Raw genomic sequence first — 17,996 nt, forward strand, 5'->3', positions numbered from 1 at the left:
ACCCGAACTGCCCGTTTGCCGATTCAGGTTACCCGGCGGGCTCGGCCGGAATCCTCTCGTGCGCGGTCAGCAGCAAATGATCGAACTGACTCTGCAGAGCGGCCGCCGGCACCGGCAGGGCGGCCACGTCGGTCAGCAGCTGCTTGGCCAGCGCCCGCAGCTTCACATTGGTCTCCTGCGAGCGCCACTGCAACACCCGGAACGCCTGCGCGGCGCTGACCCGGTAGACGTACATCAGCACGCCCTTGGCCTGTTCGATGGCCGCGCGGCTCTCGAACAGGTCGGGCAGTGCCGTGTCGAGCACCTCCTGGCGGGCCTCGTCGAAGGTGTTGGTGAGGTCGATGTAGTAACCCGCGGTGCCCTGCACGGCGCCCGACTCGTCCAGCATGCGGTCGGCGACGACGATCGCGTCGTGCACCGCGCCGGCGGTGTCGATGAACCGGTGCCGGCTCGAGAACGACTCTTCGGATTGCAGGGCGTAGTCGAGCAACTCCTGCACATGCGCGCGATCGTCGGGATGCTTGTGCGACAGCAGCAGTTCGGTCGTCGGCTCGACCTCGCCCGGTTCGTAGCCGTGCATCCTGGCCACCTCGTCGGACCATTCCCAGCGCTGGCCGACGAACCAGAAGCGGAACGCGCCGATGTTCAGGTATCCGGGGGCCTGTTTGATCGGGTCGGAAACTCGGGCGCCGTCCCCGTTGGATGACGATTCCCCTGCTCGCCTGCGCTGTTGCACGTTTGCATTTTTCCACTAGGGGAGCGCCCTCGGCTACCGCCCCGGGTGAAAAGGCCGTCGCACCCTGCCGTGCGGTCGGCCGTGGGGGTAACGTCGCGTGCGGACCCATCCATACGACGCGGGAGCGCACGCCCAGTGCGCTGAGAGGACGGCTCGGGGCCGTCGACCGTACGAACCTGACCGGGTAATGCCGGCGTAGGGAGATGAAAAATGACTGACGTCCTTTCCGGAACCGCGTCGGGCGCCGCCTCGCCCAGCGTCGAACCGGCCGTCACGACCGGACCCATCTGGGGCAGCAGCAAGGCCTACCGCGAGGTCGAGGGACCGGGCGGGCTCACGTTGCGGGTGCCGCTGCGTCGGGTGCACCTGTCCACCGGCGACGACTTCGATCTGTACGACACCTCGGGGCCCTACACCGATCCGGAGGCGACGATCGATCTGACGGCCGGACTGCCGGCGCGGCCCGGCGTGGTCCGCGACCGCGGCACCCAGCTGCAGCGCGCCCGCGCCGGGGAGATCACCGCGGAGATGGCGTTCATCGCGGCCCGCGAGGGGATGCCCGCCGAGCTGGTGCGCGACGAGGTCGCCCGGGGCCGTGCGGTTATCCCGGCCAACCACAACCACCCCGAGATCGAGCCGATGATCATCGGCAAGGCGTTCGCGACCAAGGTGAACGCGAACATCGGCAACTCGGCAGTCACGTCGTCGATCGCCGAGGAGGTCGACAAGATGGTGTGGGCCACCCGGTGGGGCGCCGACACCATCATGGACCTGTCCACCGGCAAGAACATCCACGAGACCCGCGAGTGGATCCTGCGCAACTCGCCGGTGCCGGTCGGCACCGTGCCGATCTATCAGGCGCTGGAAAAGACCAAGGGCGACCCGACCGAACTGACTTGGGAGCTCTACCGCGACACCGTGATCGAGCAGTGCGAGCAGGGCGTGGACTACATGACGGTGCACGCCGGCGTGCTGCTGCGCTATGTGCCGCTGACCGCCAAGCGGGTCACCGGCATCGTGTCGCGCGGCGGTTCCATCATGGCGGCGTGGTGCCTGGCGCATCACCGGGAGTCGTTCCTGTACACCAACTTTGACGAGCTCTGCGAGATCTTCGCCCGCTACGACGTCACGTTCTCCCTGGGCGACGGGTTGCGGCCGGGGTCGATCGCCGACGCCAACGACGCCGCTCAGTTCGCCGAGCTGCGCACCCTGGGCGAACTGACGAAGATCGCGAAATCGCATGGCGTGCAGGTGATGATCGAGGGCCCGGGCCATGTCCCGATGCACAAGATCGTCGAGAACGTGCGGCTCGAGGAGGAGTGGTGCGAGGAGGCCCCGTTCTACACGCTGGGGCCGCTGGCGACCGACATCGCACCGGCCTACGACCACATCACCTCGGCGATCGGCGCGGCCATCATCGCCCAGGCCGGCACCGCGATGCTGTGCTACGTCACCCCCAAGGAACACCTGGGGCTGCCGGACCGCAAGGACGTCAAGGACGGGGTGATCGCCTACAAGATCGCCGCGCACGCAGGCGATCTGGCCAAGGGGCACCCGCACGCGCAGGAGCGTGACAACGCGTTGTCGACGGCACGGTTCGAGTTCCGGTGGAACGACCAGTTCGCGCTGTCGCTGGATCCGGACACCGCGCGCGAGTACCACGACGAGACGCTGCCGGCCGAACCGGCGAAGACCGCTCACTTCTGCTCCATGTGCGGACCGAAGTTCTGCTCGATGCGCATCACCCAGGACGTTCGCGACTACGCCGCCAAACACGGGCTCGACAGCGAGGAGGCGATCGAGGCGGCCATGTCCGAGGGCATGGCGGAGAAGTCTCGCGAGTTCGCCGAGCACGGCAACCGGGTGTATCTACCGCTGGCCCAGCAATGATCGCAAGCGCGGCGCAGCCGGGCGCAGCGGGTCGCTGCCATCTCGCCCTGTGAGTTTCCTGCCGCTGCCCGCGCCCGGGACGACGCCGCGGCGGGTGCTGACCATCGCCGGGTCGGACTCCGGGGGCGGCGCGGGCATCGAAGCCGACATGCGCACCATGGCGCTGCTGGGCGTGCACGCGTGCGTCGCGGTCACCGCCGTCACCGTGCAGAACACGTTGGGCGTGCAGAGTTTTCACGAGGTGCCCGGTGATGTCGTCGCCGGGCAGATCGAGGCCGTCGTCGGCGACATCGGCATCCAGTCCGCCAAGACCGGGATGCTGGCATCGCCGCGCATCATCGACACCGTGGCCACCACCTGGCGCGCGCTGGGCTTGTCGGTTCCGCTCGTCGTCGACCCCGTGGCCGCGTCCATGCACGGCGACGCGCTGATGGCGCCTGCGGCCCTGGATTCGCTTCGCAACCAACTGTTTCCGTTGGCGACGCTGGTGACGCCCAACTTGGACGAGGTGCGGCTGCTGGTCGACATCGACGTGACCGACGCCGAGTCGCAGCGGGCGGCGGCCAAGGCGCTGCATGCGCTGGGCCCGCAGTGGGTGCTGGTGAAGGGCGGTCATCTGCGGTCATCGGATCGCAGCTGCGACCTGCTCTATGACGGCGCCGATTTTTACGAGTTCGACGCCGGGCGGGTCGCCACCGGCAACGACCACGGCGGCGGGGACACACTGGCCAGCGCCGTCGCGTGCGCGCTGGCGCACGATTTGCCCGTGCCGGAGGCCGTCGGGTTCGGCAAGCGCTGGGTCACCGAATGCCTGCGCGCCGCATACCCGCTGGGTCACGGCCACGGACCCGTCTCCCCACTGTTCCGGCTCACGTGATCGCATGAACCTCGATCGGATCGCGGGCCTCGCGCACCAACCGGACGGTACGCCGGAGGGCGTGGTGGTGCTGACCCACGGCGCCGGCGGCAACCGGGATTCGGTTCTGCTGCAACAGGTTTGCGACGAGTGGGCGCAACGCGGCTGGCTGGCGGTGCGTTACAACCTGCCCTACCGGCGCCGCCGGCCCAGCGGGCCGCCGTCCGGTTCCGCCGCCAGCGACCGGGCCGGAATCGCCGAGGCCATCGCGGTGTGCCGAGGCCTGGCCGACGGGCCGCTGATCGCCGGTGGACATTCCTACGGCGGCCGGCAGACGTCCATGGTCGTCGCGGCCGGGGAGGCGGCGGTGGACGTGCTGACGCTGTTCTCCTATCCGGTCCACCCCCCGGGCAAACCCGAACGGGCCCGCACCGAGCACCTGCCCGACATCACGGTACCGACGGTGTTCACGCACGGGACGTCGGATCCGTTCGGCACGCCCGACGAATTGCGCGCCGCGGCGGCGCTGGTCAGCGGGACGACCGCCGTCGTCGAGATCGCCAGTGCCCGCCACGATCTGCGGTCCAAGACATTGAACGTGCCGGCGTTGGCCGTCGACGCCGCGCTGCAACTGCTCGGCCGGAAATAGATGGCTTGACCTGAGCGGGGATCGCCGCGGGCCGAACTTGTCGGTGGTGGCTGCGATGATGGCGTCATGTCCCCGACCGCGAACGCAGCCAGCGTCGAAGTGTCCCCGAAGGAACGTCTCGAGGTGCTCTTCGACGAACTGGCGGAGTTGAGCGGTCAGCGCAACGCGATTGATGGGCGCATCGTGGAGATCGTCGCCGAGATCGAGCGCGACGAGCTCTGCGGCCTCACCGGGGCGCGGTCGGTGCCGGCGTTGGTGGCATGGAAGCTCGGTTCGTCCTCGGGAACCGCGCACACGATCGCCACCATCGCGCGCCGGCTGCAGGAGTTTCCCCGCTGCGCCCAAGGCATGCGAGAGGGCCGACTATCGGCCGATCAGGTCGGCGTCATCGCCGCGCGCGCCGCTGACGGATCCGATGCCCACTACGCGCAGCTGGCCGCGGTGGCCACGGTCAACCAGCTGCGCACCGCGGTCAGGCTCGAACCACGACCCCAACCCGACCCCGAATCCCGACCCGAGGCCGAGCGTTCGATCACCCGGACCACCGACGACCAAGGGGCGTGCTACCGAATCAGGCTTCCGCACCTCGATGCGGCGAAGTTCGACGCTGCCTTGGCCTCTCATCGCGACGCGCTGATCGCCGAATGGAAGGCCGATCACGCTGACCACACCAGCGATCAGGCGCCACCAATGCCGAGGCTTGACGAGGCGTTTATGCGTCTGGTCGAGGCCGGCTGGGACGCCGAGGCGGCGCGGCGCCCGCACGGGCAGCACACCACCGTGGTCGTACATGTCGATGTCGAGCAACCCGCCGCGGCACTGCATTTGGGTCCGCTGCTCACCGATGCCGAACGCCGCTACCTGACCTGTGATGCCACGGCCGAGGTGTGGTTCGAACGGTCCGGAGAGCCCATCGGGGCGGGCCGGGCGACCCGGCTGATCAGCCGGCGGCTGCGCCGCGCGCTCGAGCATCGCGACCGCGCCTGCGTGGTCCCCGGCTGTGGGGCCACCCGTGGTCTGCATGCCCACCACCTGCGGCACTGGGAAGACGGCGGCCCCACCGAGTTGGCCAACCTGGTGCTGCTGTGCCCCTATCATCACCGGCTGCACCACCGTGGGGGCCTGGAGATCACCGGACCCGCAGACGCCCTCGTGGTCACCGACGACGTCGGCCGGTCACTGAGCCCGGGATCGCTGGCGCGCCCACCCACCACACCCCCACCCGCGGTGTCGCCGTGCCCCGGACCCATCGGCGAGCGCGCCGACTGGTGGTGGTACACACCCTTCCAACCCCAACCACCACCGACAACCAATTAGCCCGGCTATCGGAGCGTCGTAAACATTGGGGCGGAAAGACATTCGTTCGCACGGTCCGGCCTACCGCCACGGCACGGGCAATCGCAATCGGCGATTACCCCTGCACCGTGATCCACGTCGGCTGCAACCGCTCCGGCGTCTAATCTAGGGTGGTGGCGTGGATGGCGTCAGCGTCCCGCGGTGGACTGCAGCACGCGGTATCCGGGTGGTGTTCAGCCCGCTACGCCGCCGGCTGAAACCGAATGGCGGTCGGCGCCAGGGAATTTCGCCCGCGTCTGCGGAAAGCGTGCCGAGCATGACCGGCGCGCCCGCGAGGAGTGGCTGGCCCGCGCCATCCAGGAGCGCTACACCGAGCGCGAGCGGCGTGTCATCGTCGACGCGTTGTCGCTACTCGAGCGCTTGACCGAGCAATGAGGACGCGAAAGGACGGCATCGGCAATGGAATTGGGATTGCATTTCATAGACTTCCTACCCGGAGACCCGGCCAAGCTGGGCCCGGCGCTGGCCGAGTCGGCCAGGGCGGCCGAACAGGGCGGCGCCACGCTGTTCACCCTGGCCGACCACTTCTTCCAGATGGAAGCCATGGGACGGGCGGAGGATCCGTTCCTCGAGGGGTACACGTCACTGGGATTTCTGGCGGGGCAGACGTCGCGAATCGACCTGAGCCTGTTGGTCACCGGCGTCACCTACCGATATCCGGGGCTGCTGGCCAAGGCGGTCACGACGCTGGACGTCTTGTCGCAGGGCCGGGCGATGTTGGGACTCGGCGCGGCCTGGTACGACCGGGAGCACGCCGCGCTGGGCTTCCCCTATCCGCCGGTCAGCCGGCGCTTCGAGATGCTCGAGGAGACGTTGCAGATCTGCCGGCAGATGTGGAGCGACAACGACGGCCCGTACGAAGGCAAGCACTATCAGCTGGCCGAGACAATCTGTGCGCCACAACCGATTCGGCGTCCCCCGGTGCTGATCGGCGGGGACGGTGAGAAGAAGACGCTGCGTCTGGTCGCGCAATACGCCGACATCTGGAACTCCACGGTGACCGAAGTCGACGCGATCAGGCACAAGATCGAGGTCCTGCACCGTCATTGCGACGCGGTCGGCCGCGATCCCGGCGAGATCCGCAAGACGGTCGGCTATTTCGTCGATCCTTTCGAGGACCTCGACGGCTATTTCAGGACCGTCGAGGGCTACGCCGCACTCGGCGTCAAGCTGGTCAACGCCGGCCCGTTCCCCGGCAATCCGGATCCGGTCGGCTTCGTTCGGCGCCTGGGCGACGAGGTGATTCCCCGGCTCGCCGAAATAGGCTGACCCGGTTGGTGCTCGGTTATCCCGGATAGCGCGAGTAACAGGCGTCCGCGTTGCCGGTCACTCCGCCGCGGAATGCAGCGATCCGCGTGAACCCGGCCGGGACGCTGGTGCCGTCCGCGTCGCTGGCGACCAGATGGTTGGTGAGCAGGCCGGCGACCGCCTCGTCGAGATCGCCTGCGGTCAGCAGTAATTGGTTGTGCGAGGCCAGGTCGATCGGTTCGGCCATCTTGCGATGCACCACACCGGTCAGGCATGCGGTGCGCAGCGCGGTCCAGGGGCTCTGCATCGGCAGGCCGCGTTCATGCTGCACGGCGAGCGCGTATCTCGACATCACGACCGACAGCGCGGTGTCGTCACCCTGCGGCAGGGTCTGTTGTTTCTCGTCGGCGACCGTGCCCATGGCGGCGAGCCCGGGCAGGTCGATCACAATGGTGTTGGTGCCCGGGCAGTAGGACGCGGGCGGGGTGGCCTTGGCGTCCGGGCACGCTGCCGGTTGGTAGGACAGCGCCGGCGGGCTGGTCGGCGCGAAGATCTTTCCCAGCAGCTCCATGAGGTTCGACATGGTGTCCTGATTGATGGGCACCTCGCCGGTTTCGGGTGCGCCGGTGGTGGAGTCGACCCGCAGGGCGTTCGGCAGGTCGCCGCGGCGCTTTTCGATTTCCTTGCGGTTGATCGCCGCGCAGGCCGAGGCGCCGTTGAGAAATCCCATTTGGAAGGCGCTGATCCGATCCAGGGCCGACCCGTGGGCGTCGTCGTTTTCGGTCTCGCTGTCCATGACGGGATCCCGCGTGGTGATGATCCCGGCCAGCACGTGGTCGAGCCCGTCGGCGGTGCTCAGCGTGAACCGCGGCGACTTGCCGTCGGCGACCCAGTACAGATAGACACCCGCGAAGCAGTCGGCCTGCTGCTCGCGGACGATGGTCGCGTCCCGTCTGGTCACCAGCTTCGCCATCTGTTGCAGCGCATGGCCGAATTCGTGTGCGAGCACGCCGGTGACGGACATGTCACCGAAGTACTTCTGCGCCATGGGCATGAACACGCCGCGGTCCCAGGCGATCAGGTTGCACTTGCCGGTGTAGAAGGCGTTCACGAGCTTGTAGGTGTCGTTGTGGCACACGATCGGGCTGCTCGGATCGGTGGAGTTGTAGGACACCATCTTGCTGACCGGAACGAACTTGCCCTGCAGCGATTGGTCGTACACCGACTGCCAGTAGTCCTCGATGTCGTTGACCGACAGCAGCGCCAGGGTGTCGATGGGGCCGTTGTCGGTGTTGAGCACCTTGCCGGTGGGACTGGGTGCGTTCGAACGGATTCCGCTGGGTCCGTTGGTCGCGGGCAGGCCGCCGACCAGAAACGGGTCGTTGAGCATCGACAGCGCGCGTCCGTCGACGAACGTCGTGCAGCCGGCCACCACCAGCGCCGTCACCGCCCACACGAGTGCCGACCTGAACGCATGGCTATTCATGACCAACCTCATCCCGACCGGCTACGGCGCAGCATCAAGGAAACTCATCCTAGAGGCATCGACCACACCCGGCAGCAAGAATCGAGCGACCCAGCAAACGCGGGCCACGCAGGTACCCGAGCGGCGGTGCGGCACACCGCGCAGGCGAAAGGGTTCACACGAACCCCTCAGCCAACTAGGGATTGCGAGCCACAGTGCCAGTGCGATTGGCGCGCCGATGCCGACCTCGCATGGTGCGGACGTATGTCCATCACCTACGCCGCCCCCGGCGGCGGGAAGGGAATCCACGGAATATTCCACCAGGCGATCGGGGGCGGCGGCTCGGTGGTCGGCTCGCCCAGGTGTTGTGGGCAATAGGCACTGACGGCGCTGGTCGTGAAGCGGGTCGCGTCCGCCACGGTGTATCCGGCATTTTCCGACGACACGCTTTGGATGACGTCGGCCTGGGAGTGACCCTGGTCCATCAGTTCACACGCCCTCTTGCCGACCTGAATGGCGACCGTGCCGTTGCGGTAAGGGACGCCGGCCTGATCGAGCGCCGCCAAGAAGTTCGCATCCGGGTTGTCGCCCGGCTCGGCTTGGGCCGGCGTGGCCGCACCGATCACCGCGGCGAAGCTCGCCAGCACGAGACGCATTCGCACCGCTTCATCCTTCTACAGAAAGCCGGTGTTGTCCTGTTGCGAATTCGGCTTGACGTTGCGCGGCGTCTCCCGCACGTCCATCCGGTTGTAGCAGCCGGGTTCGACACGCCGCGCCGTTACGGCACCCGGGTGCGATGCCGCTTGTTGTGCGGCGGCACCCCGTTGACGCCCCCGATGGATTCCGCGTAACTGCCGACCACGAAAGCGACGCCAGAACCCATGACCGCCAACGCTTCCCGATTGATGTTGTCGACGGTGTCGCGAGGTGTCTGGAAATCGGGATCGAACGCCACGCCGGTCTGCCCGCCCCACAACCTGGCCTGCACGGGGCTCTTCGGCTGCGAGGCACCGGTCGTCATGCCCCCGACCGGCACGCCGGCCACCATGAACGGGTGATAGTCGGCCCGGGTGTCCAACGGCATGTCGGCGGGACGCTTGCCGGCGAGGTTCAGATATCCGGCCAGGGTGCGTTCGATGCCGGCCGATCCCTCGGGCACGTCGGCGGCGGAGATACCGGGCGCGGGCGGCCCGGACTGATCACCGTCGTCGGTGAAGAATCCGGCATTCGGTGAACCCAGCATGGTGAAGTTCAGGTACAGCGCGATGTCGTTGAGCTGGTCGCGGTCCATGCCGAACACGTAATCCATGACGCCGTTGCGGCCGTCCTCCTCGGCACCCCAGAACACGAACCGCACCGCGTTGTTGACCGGCGCGAGCGGGCCCAGCTGCAACGCCGTCTCCAGCACGGCGGCCACCCCGGAGCCGTCGTCGTTGATGCCGGGCCCGGCGCGGGAGCCGTCCAGGTGCGCGCCGACCACGACGACATCGTGGGCCGACCCGGTCTTGGTCTGCGCCACGACGTTTCGCGAAGTGATCTTGACGTTCTGCGCATCGAGCACCAGGCGTACCGGTGCGGTCGAGCCGCTCAGCGCGGCGGCGCCGTAGGAACCCAGCACGGCGACGGGCACGGTCAGCTGCTTGAAATAGCCGGGGGTGAACAGCGTGGGCGGCGCGCCCCGCCCGGTGGGCGCGCTGAGCACGATCAGTGCGCTCGCGCCCTTGGCCACCGCGCTGTTCTGTTTGTCGACCACCGAACAGTGCGCGTCGTCGACGACGGCGATCGACCCCTTGGGCAGGGTCGCCGGGTAATCGTTGGCCGCGCAGCCCGAGGGCTGGGCCGGCCGGATCGGCTGGCCGGTCAGTCCGCCGGGCGGCGTCTGGACCAATAGCGAGGCCTGGTCGACGGGAAAGGCGCGGCCCGCGACCGTCAACGCCGGCTTGCCCAACGACACGGTGTAGAGCCGGTCGAACTGCGGCGTCTGGACGTCAAAACCCTTGTCGCGCAGTGCTTTAGCCACGTAGTCCACACTGGCGTTGAAGCCGGGTGTGCCGTCTGCACGGTTGCCGCCGTTGGCGTTGGCGATGTTCTGCAGGGCTCGCAGGTGGGTCAGCAGGCCCTCGACGTTCACCCGCGTGGCCAGGCCGTGCGCCAGGTCCGGAGTGGCCGTCGGCGGCCCCGGCCGGGTCTGCGAACACCCGGCCACCAGCCCGGCGATCAGCAGCAGTGTCGCGGCCAGCCGGGACATCATGATTTGACGAGCACGTGCCGGACGCGATCCGCCATGGCGGGGACACCGTTGTGCCCGCCGAGGTCCTGCGCGTACAGCCCGATCGCGTAGGCCACACCGCCACCGTTGATTCCCAGTGCGGTGCGGTCGATGTGGTCCAGGGTGTCGGTCTTTTGGTGGTAGTTCGGGTCGAACGGTTGATCGGCGGTGCCGCCCCACAGCTTGGCCTGGTCGGCGGACATCTTCCCTTCGGCCCCCGAGAACAGGCCGCCGGACGGGATGCCCGCCAGCGTGAACCCGTCGTAGTCCGACCTACCGTCGAACGCGGTGTCCTGCGCGGTCTTTCCGGCCGACTTCAAGTAGGCGACCAGCGTGCGTTCGATACCGGCCGAACCTTCGGGCACCACCGGCTGGCCGCGCGCGTCCGCGGGCAGCGATTGGTCACCGTCGTAGGTGAAATAGCCGGGGTTAGGCGACGCGAGCATGTCGAAATTGAGATACAGCGCAAGGTTTTTCAGCGCTGTCAGGTCCAGCGATTCGACGTAATTGCGCGAACCGATCAGTCCGAGCTCCTCGGCACCCCAGAAGCCGAAACGCAGCGCATTGTGCACGGGCGGCGAATTACCCAGCCGCACAGCGGTTTCCAGGACCGCGGCCACACCCGATCCGTTGTCGTTGATGCCCGGGCCATCGGGCACGCTGTCCAAGTGCGCCCCGGCCATCACCACGTCGGTCGCCGAGCCGGTCTTGGTCTGCGCAATCACGTTGCGGGCCCGGAAGCTTTGGGCGCTCGCAGTGAGCTTGATCGTGGTGGGGCCGGGCTGGCCGCGCAGCTGAACCCCCACCGACTTGGTCACGCTCAGCACCGGAATCTTCACCTCGGTGGCCGGACCGAGCGTGCCGCCCATCTGTTGTTCGTCGACATTGTCGGCGATGATCATCGCCACGGCACCGCCCTGCGCCGCGGCGTCCTCTTTCTGGGCGAACGGGCAGGTGCCGCGATCCACCAGCACCACGGCGCCCCGCAGCGGCAGGCTGGCGTAATCGGAGGCCGCGCAACCCAGGTTGTTCGGCGGTGCGCTGACAAGCGGCCCGCTCACCCCGTCCGGCCCGGTGCCTAGGCTGAAGTCCAGCGCGTGCGCCTCGACCGACTTGCCGCCGACGGTGAGCACCGGCTTCTCGGCGTGGAACACGCGTGCCGAGAATTCGGGGGTTTGCACGTCAAATCCGCTGCCGCGCAGCACGTTCACCACGTAGTCGACGCTGGCCTCGTACCCGGGTGTACCCACCGCCCGGGTGCCGTTGTTGGCGTTGGCGATGTCTTGCAACTTGGACAGGTGGGCCATCATCGCGTCGGCGGTGACCTTGTCACGCAGACCCGCGGCGAATTCGGCGGCGGCGGGATGCGTTTGCTGCGAGCCGGACGACCGATGCGCGCAGCCGGTCGAGAACGCGGTCAGGGCGATCACGGCCACCATCGCCGGAATCGTCGTGGATTTGTTCACCATCGCGCCCCAGGTTAGACCGCGGCGCAACCGGCCCGGATCAGGACACGGCGGTATCAGACATACAGTGCGCTGAAGGGCGCAAAGGGGATATTGCGCACCACGAACCACGCCAGCACCAGTGACAGCGTCAGTGCGGCGGCCCATCGTCGGTGCTGCCAGCTGCGGATGCGCCGACCCACCAGGCGCCCGTAGGTCCAGGAAAAGTAGGCCCACGTCAACAGCACGACAGCCGCCAGGCCCAAGGCGTTGAACCTGGCGGCCGCCAACAGATTGCCGTGCAGGAGCGAATACACCATGCGCAAGCTGCCGCAGCCGGGACAGTCGATCCCCAACAACGCCTTGGTGGGGCATACCGGCAGCGGGCCGTGCGGGGTGGTCGGGTCACCCGCCCAGATGGCGGCGCACATCAGCGTCGTGGATGCGGCCACCACCAGTGGTGCGCCCATGCTCGCGTGCGCCGCCCCCCAGCGGGTCACCATGATTGAACTCTAGAGGCTTTAGAACATCGCGGCGAGTGCCGCGTTGGTGTCCGTGTTGAGCGCGCCCACCGCCATCAGGATGCCGTAGATGATGCCCACGACGATGCCGATGGCCACCGACCAGATCACCCATTTCTTGGCGCTGTCGGCGGACGCCTGCGCCTCCGCGTACCGGCCCTGCGCCCACAACCCATTGACCTGGCTCGACTTGACGATCGCCACGATTCCGAAGGGCAGACAGCAGAACAGGGTCGCCAGAATCGACCACACCAGATAGTTATTCGGCTGCGCGGCTGCCGGCTGCTGCGGCGGATAACCGGGGGGAGGCGGCGGCGGAGGAGGGGGTTGTGTCATGGATTCTCCAGTCAAGAGAAGTTAGCTGGCGTAAAGCGGTGCTAACCATACCCGAGCGGGCTCTGATCGGCACTAGCAATGCAAAAATCTGGTTTAGGCCGGGCCAGTCGCGACCCGTCGGCAACACGACAGCATTCGGCGGCGGGCTCGATAAACCCCGCACCTCAACATAATTCGATACCCCACGCGACGGCCCGCACGGCACTATCATTTGCCTGGTCCGGCGCGGGTTCGGCCGGGGAAGGATGCCCACACAGACAATTGCCTGCGGAATGTATTGCTTTACCACGACATAGCCCTACTATCCGTGTTTAGAAGACGCCGTTAAGGAGCCATTCATGTCCGATTTCAGCAACGTGCTGAGGACAGCGGTGGCGGCGGCATTCACCGCCGGTTTGGCCTTAGCGGGCAAACGTTCGCCCCTCTTTATTTCCATCAACCGCAGGGAGTCAGGAAAATGTCACATCTCAACACCGCGCTGCGCGTCGTGTCGGCCGCAGCCTTCACGGGCAGTTTGGCTTTCGCGGGTTGTGCCACCGCTAACGCCGAGCCCAACACCGGTAACGCGGCGGACATGAACACGCTGGCCGCCTCGCTGTCGAAGGGCTACGGCCTGAACAACTGCAAGTCCCAAGAGCTCACCGAGGCCGGCGAACTGGCCGAACTGGTGTGCGGGCAAAGCCCCGACTCCAGCGGACCCGGATCGGGTGTCTACGCGCTCTTCTCCAACAGCACGAACCTGGGCTCGGCGTTCAGTTCCACCATCAAAGACGTCTCCCTGGCCGCGTGTGGGGACGCCGGTCAGTCACCGGGAACCTGGAAGCAGAACGGCCAGACCGGCGGCCAGATCGCCTGCGGAACGTACAAGAACTACGCGACGCTGACCTGGACCACCGACGCCAAAAACGTGCTGGGACACCTGACTTCGTCCAATTCCGATGTCAACGCGCTCTACCAGTGGTGGCGCACCAACGGCTGACGTTACAGCGCGGCCGCCAGCAGATCCGCCACCGCGCGCATCCCCTGGGCGTTCGGGTGTAGCGGGGCGGGGCGACCCGGCAGTGACACACCGAGGCGCGACGGCAGCGTCGTCCAGGGCTGTGCCGACCACGCGTGGTGTTCGCGGCTGGCCGCGGCGGCGCGAATGAGTTCGCAACCGGTCGCCGCGGCGGCATCGGCCGTCATCGTTTCCAGCGTCGCGGCCACGTGTCGACCCAGGTCGGCATCGGTGGGCGACAGGGGCGCGGCCGGCACGCCCGGCGGCGGCAGCATCGTCAGGTAGTCGACGAAGAAGATCCGTGCCCTCGCGGACCGTCGGCGCACTTCCCGGCCGACCGCGCACAGCGATTCAAACACCGCGTCCAGCGCCCGATCTCGGGCCTGGCGGTCCATCAGTTCGGCGATGCGCTCCCCCAGCACCGGCAGGTGCCGCAGCGCCCGCGGCAGCGACGCGGCCATCAACAGCGGGATGTAGCCGACATCATTGCCGCCGATGGTGACGGTGACCAGATTCTCGGTGCCGTCCAGCGCCGCGATCTGGGGTGGCGCCCCGCGCTGGCTCTCGGCGAGCACGTTGGCGGTGGTCGCCCCGGAGAAGGTGACGTCGACCAGGTCGTAGCGGTAACGGTGCGCGATCAGGTGCGCGTAGTTGCGCGCCGATCGGCCCGACCATCGCGGAGCCCCCGCCGCGCGCGGACGGATGCCCGGGCCTGCGGCCATCGAACTACCCAGCGCGACATAACGATTCATCGTTGCGGGCTCGAAGCCTGCGCCCAGAATCGCTTGGGGATCCGCCCGGCGCGCCGGGCCAGATATCCCGCGGTGACGGCGGCGGCCATCGCGGCGGCCATCGCCGCCGGGTCGGCGGCCCGGGTCACCGCCGTGGCCAATAGCACCGCGTCGCAACCCAATTCCATCGCCAGCGCGGCATCGCTGGCGGTTCCGATGCCGGCGTCGAGCACCACCGGAACGCCGGCCCCGGCGACGATCATCTCGATGTTGTGCGGGTTGGTGATGCCCAGGCCGGTGCCGATCGGCGAACCCAGCGGCATGACGGCGGCGCAGCCGGCGTCCTCGAGCCGGCGCGCCAGCACCGGATCGTCGTTGGTGTAGGGCAGCACCACGAACCCGTCGTCGACCAATTGCTCTGCGGCTCGCACCAATTCGACCGCGTCGGGCAGCAGGGTGCGTTCGTCGGCGATCACCTCGAGCTTGATCCAGTTGGTGTTCAGCGCCTCGCGCGCCAACTGCGCGGTGAGCACCGCCTCGGCCGCGCCGCGGCAGCCCGCCGTGTTGGGCAGCGGGGTGATGCCCAGCCGGTTGAGCAGATCGAGTAATCCGGTGCCGCCCTCGGCGTCGACGCGGCGTATCGCGACGGTGGTCAGTTCCGTGCCCGAGGCCACCAGCGCCTCTTCGAGCACCGCGAGGTTGCTCGCTCCCCCGGTCCCCATGATGAGCCGCGACGCGAAGCTGCGGTCAGCGATGGTCAGTTTGGGCAATTCGGATTTAGCCACCTTGCACCGCCGTCACGACCTCGAGCCGGGCACCGTCGAAAAGCTCGGTGGTCCAACGTGATCGCGGGAGAACCGCGTCGTCCATGGCCACGGCCACGCCGCGGTCCGGGAAGCCCAGGGAGTCCAGTAACGCCGCGACCGTGATGCGCGCCTCGACGTCGACCTTCTGCTCGTTGACCACGACGATCATTGGTGCGCTCCCACCGGGGCCAGTTCGGAAACGATCTGTTCTGCCGTCCAGGGCGCCAACAGGAATCCCGACCGGCCGTGGCCGGCGGCGACCAGCGTGCGCGCATCCAGCCGGTGCACCAACGGCAGATTGTCGGGGGTCATCGGGCGCAGCCCCGCGGCGCACTCGGCCAACTCGTATTCGCCGAGGGCCGGCAGCACCGCGCAGGCGTCGTCGAGCAGGTCGCGCACCCCCGAGACCACCGGCGCGGTGTCACGCCCGTGCTCGTACTGGGTGGCGCCGACGACCACCCCGTCCGCGCGGGGCACCAGGTACACCTGCCGGCCGTGCACGCGGGCGCGAATGACCCTCCGCGGCAACGGCATACAACCCCTTCGCCACCGCAGCCGCAGCACCTCACCCTTCACCGGGCGCACCGGCAGGCCGGGCCACAACGCGGGGGCGTCGATGCCGTTGGCGATCACCACCGCGTCGGCCTCGACGCGCGACAGGTCGTGCACCGGCGGCGCCCACCGCACCCCGAGGCGCTCACACTCCGCGGCCAGCGCGTCCAGCACCGCCCGGTTGTCGACGGCCAGTTCGGTGGGTGCGGAGAAGCCGTGCCGGATGCCCTGCGCCAGGAGGGGTTCGACGTCGCGGGCCGCCGACTCCCAGACCACCGGGTGGCCTTGGCCGGACAACCACTCCGCGACGGTACGCAGGTCGGCGACGTCGGCGCGGTCGACGGCCACCACCAGCGACTCGCGGGCGGTGACCACCCCGGCCGGCAGCCCGTCGAGGAACCCGCCCTCGCGCCACAGCCGCAGCGATTCCAGGCCCAGCCGCAATAACCGCTCTTCGCCCGGCCAGCCTTCGCTGTGCGGCGCCAACATGCCGCCGGCCACCCAGGATGCGCCCTTGTGGTCGCTGCGATGCACGCGCACCGACCAGCCGGCCTGTGCGGCGCGGCGCGCCACCGCGAGCCCGATGACGCCGCCGCCGATGACGGCCAGGGACCCCGATGGGGGTCCCGCGGGCATCCCGGTCATTTTGGAGCCTCCCTTCGCCGGCATGATCCGGATCAGGTGTGACGGTAAGGGCAGGTCCGGAAGGCTCCGGCTGTGCCCACTCTCAGCCCCGCAGTCGCCTCGACCACCCGGGACTCCCGTGTCTGGTAGTTCTCTTCGGCTCCACGCTAGCGCGCTAGCGTCTCGGTGTGCATCAACCTCTTACCCGGCTGGCCGCGGCGCGACTCTATTTGTGCACCGACGCGCGCCGTGAGCGCGGCGATTTGGCCGAGTTCGCCGACGCCGCCCTGGCCGGTGGCGTGGACGTCATCCAGCTCCGCGACAAGGGGTCGGCCGGTGAGCAGCGGTTCGGTCCGCTGGAGGCGCGCCAGGAGTTGGCGGCGTGCCAGATCCTGGCCGACGCGGCGCGCCGGCACGGCGCCCTGTTCGCGGTCAACGACCGCGCCGACATCGCCCGCGCGGCCGGCGCCGACGTGCTGCACCTCGGCCAGGGCGACCTGCCGCTGGCGATCGCGCGCGACATCGTCGGGCCGGGCGTGCTGCTCGGGGCGTCCACCCACAGCGCCGACCAGGCCGCCGCGGGGGCGAGCGGCGAAGCGGATTACTTCTGCGTCGGCCCGTGCTGGCCCACGCCCACCAAACCGGACCGCGAGGCGCCCGGCCTGCCGCTGGTGCGGGCGGCCGCCGCGCTGGGAACCGACAAGCCGTGGTTCGCCATCGGCGGCATCGACGAGCGCCGGCTGCCCGAGGTGCTCGAGGCCGGCGCCCGGCGCATCGTGGTGGTGCGGGCGATCACCGCGGCCCCCGACCCGCGGGCCGCGGCCGCGCGGCTCAGTTCGGCGCTGGCAGCAGCGAGCTGATCCGGCGGGTCAGCTGCGAAGGCTCGTGGCCGGCGTCACCGGGCATGCACCACACGAAGACGCCGGCCTCGATCTCGATCGTGCGCGGCAGGTATCGCCGTCGTTCGTCGCCCTCACCCAGCGGCAACACCGCCGGCGCGGTACGCAGCCGCTGCCAGCTGGCCGCGAAGCCCGGATGCAGCGGCAGGTCGGCCACCTCGTTTTCGGCGACCCAACGGATCTCGGCGCTCTCCCCATTGGGCACGGTGTGCAGCAATTCATCGGCGTCGGCGATCACGGTGGTGTAGCTCCACTGCGTGCCGGCGATGCCGGCGACCTCGGCCGTGACCACGGTCGCGCGCACCGTCAGCCGCTCGCCGAGCAGCCCGGCCTCCTCGTTGGCCTCGCGGACCGCGGTCTCCTCCGGTGTTTCGTGGCTGTCCCGGGCGCCACCCGGCAGCCCCCAGGTTCCGCCCTGATGACTCCACACGGCGCGATGCTGCAGCAACACGGCCGGGGTACCGTCGGACTGCGGGGCCCGCAGCAGCAAACCCGCCGCGCCGTAGCGGCCCCAGTAATGGGCGCCGCTGTCGGAGATCACCCAACCGTCACCGTCGCCCTGCACCGATTCAGGATATGCAGACTTGGTTGGGGCGTCGCCAATTGCGTCTGCCTC

Annotated in this window: 19 protein-coding genes, 1 pseudogene and 1 riboswitch; of the genes and pseudogenes, 8 read left to right on the plus strand and 12 right to left on the minus strand. The window is 68.6% G+C overall.

Annotated elements, in window-relative coordinates; translation table 11 throughout:
- Window positions 1–28: 28 nt before the first annotated feature.
- The gene (locus AC5Y5B_RS02655; protein WP_240631670.1) at window positions 29–670 is read right to left on the minus strand and encodes a PAS and ANTAR domain-containing protein; all 642 of its coding nucleotides are present in this window, start codon (window positions 668–670) and stop codon (window positions 29–31) included.
- Window positions 671–844: 174 nt separating this feature from the next.
- A riboswitch (TPP riboswitch) is annotated at window positions 845–955 on the plus strand.
- Between AC5Y5B_RS02655 and thiC the strand changes: the two genes are divergently transcribed.
- The 6 genes and pseudogenes from thiC (at window position 947) to AC5Y5B_RS02685 (ending at window position 6,756) form a co-directional block, all read left to right on the plus strand.
- Window positions 947–2,626: a phosphomethylpyrimidine synthase ThiC gene (thiC, locus tag AC5Y5B_RS02660; protein WP_112631679.1), complete on the plus strand. Its 1,680-nt coding sequence runs from the start codon at window positions 947–949 to the stop codon at window positions 2,624–2,626. Its footprint overlaps the riboswitch before it by 9 nt.
- Before the next feature lie 49 nt (window positions 2,627–2,675).
- Window positions 2,676–3,503 carry a bifunctional hydroxymethylpyrimidine kinase/phosphomethylpyrimidine kinase gene (gene thiD / locus AC5Y5B_RS02665; RefSeq protein ID WP_500003287.1) on the plus strand — a complete coding sequence of 276 codons (828 nt, stop codon included), beginning with the start codon at window positions 2,676–2,678 and terminating at the stop codon, window positions 3,501–3,503.
- Window positions 3,504–3,507: 4 nt separating this feature from the next.
- Window positions 3,508–4,131 carry an alpha/beta hydrolase family protein gene (locus AC5Y5B_RS02670; protein WP_500003289.1) on the plus strand — a complete coding sequence of 208 codons (624 nt, stop codon included), beginning with the start codon at window positions 3,508–3,510 and terminating at the stop codon, window positions 4,129–4,131.
- 66 nt (window positions 4,132–4,197) lie between these two features.
- Window positions 4,198–5,448, plus strand: coding sequence for an HNH endonuclease signature motif containing protein (locus AC5Y5B_RS02675; RefSeq protein ID WP_500003291.1), 1,251 nt, complete (start codon window positions 4,198–4,200; stop codon window positions 5,446–5,448).
- 157 nt (window positions 5,449–5,605) lie between these two features.
- Window positions 5,606–5,862, plus strand: a pseudogene (locus AC5Y5B_RS02680) (hypothetical protein).
- Window positions 5,863–5,886: 24 nt separating this feature from the next.
- Window positions 5,887–6,756 carry an LLM class F420-dependent oxidoreductase gene (locus AC5Y5B_RS02685; RefSeq protein WP_112631683.1) on the plus strand — a complete coding sequence of 290 codons (870 nt, stop codon included), beginning with the start codon at window positions 5,887–5,889 and terminating at the stop codon, window positions 6,754–6,756.
- Window positions 6,757–6,772: 16 nt separating this feature from the next.
- Here AC5Y5B_RS02685 and AC5Y5B_RS02690 read toward each other — a convergent pair whose 3' ends face one another.
- From AC5Y5B_RS02690 to AC5Y5B_RS02715, 6 genes are all read right to left on the minus strand, one after another.
- A complete protein-coding gene (locus tag AC5Y5B_RS02690) occupies window positions 6,773–8,221 on the minus strand; it encodes a neutral zinc metallopeptidase (RefSeq protein ID WP_112631684.1) in 1,449 nt (482 codons plus the stop codon).
- Between the two features lie 254 nt (window positions 8,222–8,475).
- Window positions 8,476–8,856 (minus strand): DUF732 domain-containing protein, encoded by a 381-nt coding sequence (locus AC5Y5B_RS02695; protein ID WP_112631685.1) that lies wholly within the window; start codon window positions 8,854–8,856, stop codon window positions 8,476–8,478.
- Between the two features lie 122 nt (window positions 8,857–8,978).
- Window positions 8,979–10,451, minus strand: a complete 1,473-nt coding sequence (locus tag AC5Y5B_RS02700; RefSeq protein WP_500003297.1) for a M28 family peptidase — start codon at window positions 10,449–10,451, stop codon at window positions 8,979–8,981.
- The gene (locus AC5Y5B_RS02705) at window positions 10,448–11,938 is read right to left on the minus strand and encodes a M28 family metallopeptidase (protein WP_500003299.1); all 1,491 of its coding nucleotides are present in this window, start codon (window positions 11,936–11,938) and stop codon (window positions 10,448–10,450) included. Before AC5Y5B_RS02705 ends, AC5Y5B_RS02700 begins: the two co-directional genes overlap by 4 nt.
- 53 nt (window positions 11,939–11,991) lie before the next feature.
- Entirely contained in the window at window positions 11,992–12,417 is a 426-nt protein-coding gene (locus AC5Y5B_RS02710; protein WP_112631688.1) for a DUF2752 domain-containing protein, read from the minus strand.
- 18 nt (window positions 12,418–12,435) lie between these two features.
- Window positions 12,436–12,771, minus strand: a complete 336-nt coding sequence (locus AC5Y5B_RS02715; RefSeq protein ID WP_112631689.1) for a CD225/dispanin family protein — start codon at window positions 12,769–12,771, stop codon at window positions 12,436–12,438.
- A 457-nt stretch (window positions 12,772–13,228) separates the two neighbouring features.
- On the opposite strand from AC5Y5B_RS02715, the gene AC5Y5B_RS02720 reads away from it, so the two are divergent.
- Window positions 13,229–13,750, plus strand: coding sequence for a serine/threonine protein kinase (locus AC5Y5B_RS02720; RefSeq protein WP_112631690.1), 522 nt, complete (start codon window positions 13,229–13,231; stop codon window positions 13,748–13,750).
- 2 nt (window positions 13,751–13,752) lie between these two features.
- Here AC5Y5B_RS02720 and AC5Y5B_RS02725 read toward each other — a convergent pair whose 3' ends face one another.
- Genes AC5Y5B_RS02725 through thiO form a run of 4 tightly spaced genes read right to left on the minus strand, consistent with a single transcriptional unit; the run spans window position 13,753 to window position 16,493 of the window.
- Window positions 13,753–14,520: an SGNH/GDSL hydrolase family protein gene (locus AC5Y5B_RS02725; protein ID WP_500003304.1), complete on the minus strand. Its 768-nt coding sequence runs from the start codon at window positions 14,518–14,520 to the stop codon at window positions 13,753–13,755.
- Window positions 14,517–15,221 (minus strand): thiazole synthase, encoded by a 705-nt coding sequence (locus tag AC5Y5B_RS02730; RefSeq protein WP_430917870.1) that lies wholly within the window; start codon window positions 15,219–15,221, stop codon window positions 14,517–14,519. The genes AC5Y5B_RS02725 and AC5Y5B_RS02730 overlap by 4 nt, the downstream gene beginning before the upstream one ends.
- A 55-nt stretch (window positions 15,222–15,276) precedes the next feature.
- Window positions 15,277–15,474 carry a sulfur carrier protein ThiS gene (gene thiS, locus AC5Y5B_RS02735; protein WP_112631693.1) on the minus strand — a complete coding sequence of 66 codons (198 nt, stop codon included), beginning with the start codon at window positions 15,472–15,474 and terminating at the stop codon, window positions 15,277–15,279.
- Window positions 15,471–16,493, minus strand: a complete 1,023-nt coding sequence (thiO, locus tag AC5Y5B_RS02740; RefSeq protein ID WP_500003307.1) for a glycine oxidase ThiO — start codon at window positions 16,491–16,493, stop codon at window positions 15,471–15,473. Before thiO ends, thiS begins: the two co-directional genes overlap by 4 nt.
- 176 nt (window positions 16,494–16,669) lie before the next feature.
- On the opposite strand from thiO, the gene thiE reads away from it, so the two are divergent.
- Window positions 16,670–17,341, plus strand: a complete 672-nt coding sequence (gene thiE, locus AC5Y5B_RS02745; protein WP_112631694.1) for a thiamine phosphate synthase — start codon at window positions 16,670–16,672, stop codon at window positions 17,339–17,341.
- Here the strand turns inward: thiE and AC5Y5B_RS02750 are convergent.
- Window positions 17,313–17,945: an NUDIX hydrolase gene (locus AC5Y5B_RS02750; protein ID WP_112631695.1), complete on the minus strand. Its 633-nt coding sequence runs from the start codon at window positions 17,943–17,945 to the stop codon at window positions 17,313–17,315. The two genes, thiE and AC5Y5B_RS02750, sit on opposite strands and share 29 nt — an antisense overlap.
- Window positions 17,946–17,996: the final 51 nt, after the last annotated feature.

This window comes from Mycobacterium sp. NGS33 (assembly GCF_059812885.1).